The 6,833-nt window shown below is 71.3% G+C and carries 9 protein-coding genes; 3 read left to right on the forward strand and 6 right to left on the reverse strand.

The features are described from left to right. Window positions 1-841: substrate-binding domain-containing protein (locus tag ACI3KX_RS21485; protein WP_404911022.1), on the forward strand; the 841-nt coding region annotated here is incomplete at its 5' end. Between the two features lie 37 nt (window positions 842-878). On the opposite strand, the gene ACI3KX_RS21490 is transcribed toward ACI3KX_RS21485, so the two are convergent. Both ACI3KX_RS21490 and ACI3KX_RS21495 read right to left on the reverse strand, forming a co-directional pair. Next, a complete protein-coding gene (locus ACI3KX_RS21490; protein WP_363354621.1) occupies window positions 879-1,928 on the reverse strand; it encodes a potassium channel family protein in 1,050 nt (349 codons plus the stop codon). Window positions 1,929-2,041: 113 nt separating this feature from the next. After that, window positions 2,042-2,794, reverse strand: coding sequence for a DUF1684 domain-containing protein (locus ACI3KX_RS21495; protein WP_363354623.1), 753 nt, complete (start codon window positions 2,792-2,794; stop codon window positions 2,042-2,044). 174 nt (window positions 2,795-2,968) lie between these two features. On the opposite strand from ACI3KX_RS21495, the gene ACI3KX_RS21500 reads away from it, so the two are divergent. Then, the gene (locus ACI3KX_RS21500; RefSeq protein WP_349429029.1) at window positions 2,969-3,343 is read left to right on the forward strand and encodes a helix-turn-helix transcriptional regulator; all 375 of its coding nucleotides are present in this window, start codon (window positions 2,969-2,971) and stop codon (window positions 3,341-3,343) included. Window position 3,344: 1 nt separating this feature from the next. Then, window positions 3,345-4,724 carry a permease prefix domain 1-containing protein gene (locus ACI3KX_RS21505; protein ID WP_404911023.1) on the forward strand — a complete coding sequence of 460 codons (1,380 nt, stop codon included), beginning with the start codon at window positions 3,345-3,347 and terminating at the stop codon, window positions 4,722-4,724. A 29-nt stretch (window positions 4,725-4,753) separates the two neighbouring features. Here the strand turns inward: ACI3KX_RS21505 and ACI3KX_RS21510 are convergent, their stop codons facing one another. From ACI3KX_RS21510 to ACI3KX_RS21525, 4 genes are all read right to left on the reverse strand, one after another. Then, window positions 4,754-5,104, reverse strand: coding sequence for a sugar ABC transporter ATPase (locus tag ACI3KX_RS21510; protein ID WP_363354627.1), 351 nt, complete (start codon window positions 5,102-5,104; stop codon window positions 4,754-4,756). A gap of 27 nt (window positions 5,105-5,131) precedes the next feature. Continuing rightward, window positions 5,132-5,605: an SRPBCC family protein gene (locus ACI3KX_RS21515; RefSeq protein WP_363354629.1), complete on the reverse strand. Its 474-nt coding sequence runs from the start codon at window positions 5,603-5,605 to the stop codon at window positions 5,132-5,134. Between the two features lie 121 nt (window positions 5,606-5,726). After that, window positions 5,727-6,188 (reverse strand): DUF3237 domain-containing protein, encoded by a 462-nt coding sequence (locus tag ACI3KX_RS21520; RefSeq protein ID WP_404911024.1) that lies wholly within the window; start codon window positions 6,186-6,188, stop codon window positions 5,727-5,729. Further along, on the reverse strand, window positions 6,185-6,833 hold a 649-nt coding region (locus tag ACI3KX_RS21525), incomplete at its 5' end, for an amidase family protein (RefSeq protein ID WP_404911025.1). The genes ACI3KX_RS21520 and ACI3KX_RS21525, both read right to left, overlap by 4 nt.

Genomic DNA, 6,833 nt, shown 5'->3' on the forward strand with positions numbered 1-6,833 from the left:
CCGCCGCACCCGAACGATCGGGCTCGTCGCGCCAGGGGTCTCGGACTACGGCCCGACGTCGGTGGCCACGGCCTTCAACTTCGCGGCCCGGGCGGAGCGCTACAGCGTCGAGACGGTGAGTGCTCTCGATCCCGACCCTGCCGCCGTGCGAGAGGTGATCGAGTCTCTGCTCCGCCAGCGCGTCGACGCGATCGTGCTCATCGTCGTCGACATCGGCGTGCTCGAGGTCGTGCGGGGCCTCGATCTCAGCATCCCGGTGGTCGCCGCCGCCGCGACCGCGCGCCGGAGCCCCCTCATCGTCTCGATCGATCAGTACCGCGGCGCCCGCTCGGCTGTCCGACACCTCGCCGAGCTCGGCCATACGCGCATCCTCCACCTCGCCGGGCCGCAGCGCGCTCCGGATGCCGTGGAGCGCATCCGCGGCTGGCGCGACGAGCTGGGGTCGCGCCGCCTCGAGGTCGTCGAGCCGCGGCACGGCGACTGGTCCGCCGCGAGCGGGTACCGGCTGGGCGCCGATCTCGACATCGGCCCCGGGGCGGCGGTGTTCGCATCGAACGACCACATGTCGATCGGTCTGCTGTCAGCGCTGCGCGAGCGCGGGCTGCGCGTCCCCGAGGACGTCAGCGTGGTCGGCTTCGACGACGTGCCCGAGGCGGGCTACCTCTACCCGGCGCTCACCACCGTGCGCCAGGACTTCGCGAGCCTCGGCGAGCTCATGATGCAGAAGGTGCTCATCGCGGTGGAGGAGCCCGACAGCGTCACCGAGGACACGCCGCTGCCCACGCATCTGATCGTGCGCAACTCGACCCGGCCGCAGGGCCCCCGCACCGTCGGCGGCTGAGCGCCTCTCCCCTTCGTGGAGGCCCGCCCGCCGGGCGCTACGGCGTGGCGCCGGCGAGCAGCCGCCGCATCTCGGCCATCGCCTCCTCGGACTGCGCCAGGAGGGCGCGAAGCCGCTCGGCAGTCTCGCCCGGGTCGGTGGGCATCTCGTCGGCGGCCGCGACCGGTGGAACGTCCGCGCCGCCTTCCGCCGTAGCGGCGGCGGCCGAGACACCGGCGTTCACGGCACCCGCCGCGGCACCGGCGGCGACCCCCTTCGCCGCGTGGCGCGCGATCGACGGCTGCGCGGTCTCCGCAGCCGGCGCCCCCGCGGTGGCTGCGTCGGACTCCTCGTCGCCCGGATCGGCGAGCGCGGCATCCGTCTCCGCAGCCTCGGCTCCGCCCCTGCCCGGCCCGAGGAACAGGTTGGCCAGGTAACCGGTGAAGGTGCCGAAGATGCCGACGCCGACCACGATGATGAGTGTGCCGATGAGCCGGCCGGCATTGGTGACCGGGTACTGATCGCCGTAGCCGACGGTCGAGATCGTGACGAGGGTGTACCAGAGCGCGTCGGAGGCCGTCGTGATATTGGCTCCGTCCGCGTGCTCCTCGACCGCCAGGATCGTGATGCTCCCGAATTGCAGCACGAGCACGCCCATCAGCAGCAGCGTCATCAGCGCGCTGTTGGCGCGGTCATGGATGAGCGTCGCCCAGACCGTCCGCGGACCGAGGTCGCGCAGGAGCCGGAAGACGCGCAGCAGACGGAACAGGCGGAGGATCTTGAACTGCGGGAATGGCAGGCTCGCCAGCAGATCGGCCCAGCCGAAGCCGCGGAAGAAGTAGCGCCCCGCCGACGGCGCGGTCGAGATCCGGTAGATGAAGTCGCCCAGGAAGATCGCGCTGAACAGGGCGTTCATCACCGACAGCACGAGTTCGACCGCGTTGTCGCCCGCGATCACGTAGACGAGCACCAGGTTGACGATCGACAGGATCGAAAGCGCGCCGATGAAGATCTCGTACGCGGTGTTCTTCAGCTCGGAGCGCGCCGCGGCGCGCAGCCGGGCGCGCTCACGAGAGCGTTCGCGGATCTCGGAGAGGGAACGGGCCATGTCGGCTCCTCGGATCGGGCCATGCCGGACACCCTCCGGCTGAGGCCCCATTGTCCTCGTACCGATCCCCGCCGCGCGACCGGCTCGTCGCGGTCGCGCGAGGTCGACCGTGCTCAGTCCAGGACTGTCGCGCGCTCCCCCGCCTCGACCCGGACGGCGAGACGGTTGCCTGCCGGCGGCAGCGGGCACACGTAGTGGTCGCTGAACGCGCACGGCGGCAGGTAGGCGTTGTTGAAGTCGACGGTGACCGACCCGTCGGCGGCCGGCGCGTCGATCTCGAGGAACCGGAAGCGGTAGGCGTCGACGTTGCTCGTGGCATCCGCGATCACGGCGCTCAGACCGGACGACGGATCGCCGGTGACCGTCAGCTCCACGGGCGCGCCGCCCACCTCGAGGGCGATCGTGCCGACCGCGGGCTCTTCCCGCTCGTACCCGTCGACGCTGCGGATGACGTTGATCTGTCCTTCGGGCGCGGGGTGGAACACACCGGTGAGCGCCCACGCGTCGTCATGAGGGAACGACAGGATGCCGCGCAGCCGCGTGCGCCCGGGAACCTCGGGGTCGAACACGCGCAGCGCCGGTGCGCCCTCGCGGCTGATCGCCTTCAGCCGCAGGCGTCCGACGTCAAGGTGCTCTCCAGGTGCCAACACGATCTCGTCGCGTGGGGCGTCCGCCGCCTGTGCGCGCAGACCCGTGCCGACCACCCGGTCGTGCACCGCGCGCCAGAGGCCCGGTGCGCCGTCGTACGCGCGGGGCTCGGCATCCAGCCAGTGCGTGTGGCGCAGCGCGGCGACGCCGTGCGTGGACGACACGGCGTGCCAGCGGGCGTCGGTCACGGTGTCGGGGGTACTCGTGGGGAGGGTCATGCGGGTCCTTCGTCCGGAGTGGGCGGCGATTCGCCCTCCCCATCCCAACACGCCGCGGGCGAACGCATTCCCGCGCGCCGCGCGCGACTGTCACGCGGCGTCATGCGTTTTACCTTGCAGTTCTAGGTAACTTGTACTTCTATGTACATAGGGCTTCTACGCATGGAGGACGATGTGAAGATCGGCAAAGACCTGGTCGCCGCGGCAGCGACGCCGATGGTGCTCGGCATCCTCGCCGACGGCGAGTCGTACGGCTACGCCATCCTGCAGCGCGTGGGCGAGCTCTCGGGCGGCGAGCTGGAGTGGAGCGACGGCATGCTCTACCCCCTGCTGCATCGGCTGGAGCGGGTCGGGCATGTGGAGTCGTCCTGGGGGGCCTCCCCCAGTGGTCGTCCGCGCAAGCACTACCGTCTCAGCGCCAGCGGTCGCGCGGCGTTCGCCGAACAGCGGCAGCAGTGGGCGGTGGTGAGCCGGGCGCTGCAGCGGGTGTGGTCGGATCGCGACGGCGGCACCGACTTCGCCGGCGCCCCGGCGTTCGGGGGTGCGTGACATGGCGGACCACCTCGAGCCCCGCATCGAAGACCAGATCTCGGCGTGGCGAGCGTACGTCTCGCGCCCCGAGGCGATCGACGGCCGCGACGTCGACGAGCTCGAAGACCACCTGCGCGGCCAGATCGATCGGCTCGAGGCCTCCGGCCTCGACGGCGACGAGGCGTTCCTCGTCGCCGTGAAGCGGCTCGGCGGACTCGACGACCTCTCTCGCGAGTTCGCGCGCGAGCACTCCGAGCGCCTCTGGAAGCAGCTGATGGTCCCGGGCGAGCCGCGCGCGCCGCGCAGCGGCGGCGGCCTTCCGCTCGCCGTCGAGCTCTCGATAGGTGCGGGCCTGGCGATCCAGATCCCGGCGCTGTTCGGCATCCGCTTCGGCGACGACGGCGCCTTCTACGCGCGCTTCGCGGCGCTGCTCGTGCTGCCGTTCCTCGCGACGTACTTCCTGGTGCGCCGCCGGGCGTCCGTGCCCACCCTCGCGGTGGTGGCAGTCCCGTTCCTTCTCGCGGCCGTCGTGATGGCGGTCTACCCTTTCGCACCGGACGGCGCGACGCTCGTGCTCGCCGCGACGCATGTCGCCGTGGCGCTGTGGATCGTGACCGGGATCGCGTACATCGACGGGCGCGTGAGATCGACCCGCGCCCGCATGGACTTCATCCGGTTCACCGGCGAATGGGTGGTCTACCTCGCTCTCATCGCGCTCGGCGGCGGCGTGCTCGTCGCGCTCACCATGGGCGTGTTCTCGGCGATCGGCCTCGACGCCGAGTGGTTCGTCGAGCAGTTCATGGTGCCGTGCGGCGTCGCCGGAGCGGTCGTCGTCGCCGCATGGCTGGTCGAGGCGAAGCAGAGCGTCATCGAGAACATCGCCCCGGTGCTGACCAAGCTGTTCACGCCGCTGTTCACACTGCTGCTGCTCGCCTTCATCGTCGCGGGACTCCTGCAGGGGAACCTCGTCGACGGAGGCGAGATCGAGGCCTTCGGCCAGCGCGACCTGCTGATCCTCTTCGACATCGTGCTGGTGGTCGTCGTAGGCCTGCTCCTCTACGCGCTATCGGCCCGCGAGCCGCTCGCGCCGCCGTCGTGGTTCGACCGGCTGCAATTGCTCATGGTGGGGGCGGCGCTCGTCGTCGACATCATGGTGCTCGTCGCGATGATCGGCCGGATCGCCGAGTGGGGCGCGAGTCCCAACAAGCTCGCCTCGCTCGGGCTCAACGTCATCCTGCTCGCGAACCTCGTCGGCGCCGCGTGGCTGCAGCTCCGGTTCGCGATGCGCCGCGCGCCGTTCGAGCGCCTGGAGCGGTGGCAGACGGGCTTCCTGCCGGTCTACCTCGCCTGGGCGGCGATCGTCGTCGTGGCGTTCCCGCCGCTGTTCGCGTTCGCATAGACCACGCGGAGGATCGGCAGGTCGGCTGTCTAATAGTCCTCGGGTGCGAGGTCGCCCTGGCCCGTGTCGCCGAGCTCGGCGATCTCCGGGCTGAACCCCTGGGTGTCGGGCTGCATCGCCGCGGACGGCACATCCTCGCGCGGCACCTCCTCGTCATCGGAGGGCAGGTGCGCCGGATCGTCGCCGGTGGCCGTCTCGATGTCCGGATCCTCGCCCACCTCGAGCGCGGTCGTGCGATCCCACTCGGCCTGCGCCGGGTCGCGGGTGGGGTCCGGTTCGATCGACGTGTCGCGATCGCGGAGCGGCTGCACTCCCGCCTGCTCCGTCCCGAGCTGACCGTCGGGCGCCGCGGGGATGTCTGCGGGAAGGCTGTCGGACATCGTGGTTCTCCTCTTCTCGAGCTCGGTTCAGACGTCGCGCGTCGGCGTGCCGTGGATCTCACCGCGCCAGCCGCCCGCCTCGCGGCCGCGCTCCTCGATGAACTCCTTGAAGCGCTCAAGGTCCTTCTTCGCGGCCCGCTCGTCGATGCCGAGCGCGGCGCCGGCCTTCTCGGTGAAGGACTCGGGCACCCACGTCATCTCGAGGGAGACCCGAGTGCCGTCCCCCGCCGGCACGAAGCCGACACGGCCGGTGTGGAGCTTCTCACCGTGGCTCGCCCACGAGATGTGGTCGTCGGGCACCTGATCGGTGATGGTGGCGTCGAACTCGCGCTCGACTCCCCCGATGTTCACGATCCAGTGGGTGCGCTGATCGTCGAGCTGGTCGATGCGCTCCACCGCGGACATGAAGCGCGGGAACTCCTCGAACTGCGTCCACTGGTCGTACACGGCCCGGATCGGGGCGTCCACGTCGATCTCTGCTGTCACAATGCTGGTTGCCATGACGGCTCCTCTCACTGGAACAGCCACCGTACGAAACCGGGCGGTGCCGAGCCACGGGGTTGACTCCACGAAAGGCCGCGGGTAACACCCGCCTCGGTGACCGCGATCGCGCGCCGGCGCGTCAGCGCACCCTGAACACCCGGATGCAGACGTGCCCCGGCTCGGGCCTCGCGTAGCCGACGAACTGCGCCTCGGTGAGCCAGCGGTGCGCTTCCGCGCCGGTCTGGAACACGAAGGCGGTGCGGTAGTACAGCTTGTCCTCGCCCACGTCCTCGCCGGCGTGCAGGCGCCGCTCGACGTCTTCGCCGGCGTGCCAGTAGCCGCGGTTGACGACGTCGATCGCCGCGCCGTCGTCCGCCTCGATCAGGTAGCGCGCGTCGAGCTGGGTCGTCGCACCCCGCGTCACCCACCAGTCGGCGCCGACCCCCAGGACGCGTCCGTTCAGCCGCGGCCCCGAGATCGTGCCGCCCACGATGGGCGTCACGTTGAGATCCTCGGATGCCGTGCGTCCGACCCGGATCGGCTCGGACACCGCCACCTTCAGCTCGAACACGAACTCGAGCCCCGGCTCTCCGGCGGTCACGCGACCGCTCCGGCGACGCGTGCCTCGACGGGGGTCAGCCCGCCGAGGGCGGCCTCGACATCCCGAGCCGCCGCGAGTGAGATGTGGTCGGCGTTGCGCGGCCCGATGAGCTGCACCCCCGTCGGCAGACCGTCCTCGTCCAGCCCGGTCGGCACGGCCACCGAGGGCAGCCCGAGGAAGTTGACCGTGACGAGGAGCCGGTGGTCGCGCCAGAGCTCGGTGGTCGCCGCCGGGCCCGACAGGTCGTAGCCGATCTCGGGCATGCGCCGCGCCGAGACCGGGCCGAGCACGATCGGGTACTCGGCCTGGAACCTCTCCCACGCGGCCGCGATGACCGCCCGCTGCGCCCAGGCGCCGCCGTAGGCCTCGCCCGATGCGAGCACCTCCGTCTCCTCGGCGTTGTCGAGGAAGTACCGGGTGGAGCCGTGCGACAGCGGCACGGGGAGCGCGCCGGGCAGGAAGGCGCCGACCATCTCGGTGGTCGAGATGCGGCGCCACAGCGTCGCGGCCTCCTCGATCAGAGGCGGCTCGACGTCGTCGACGGCCCATCCTGCTGCGGTGAGCGCCGTCGACCGCGCGGCCGCGGCCACCTGCGGAGCCACGCCCCAGCCGAGCGGGTCGCGCACGACGGCGACCCGCTCGGCT

The sequence above is a fragment of the Microbacterium sp. ZW CA_36 genome (assembly GCF_044987475.1).
GTDB lineage: Bacteria > Actinomycetota > Actinomycetes > Actinomycetales > Microbacteriaceae > Microbacterium.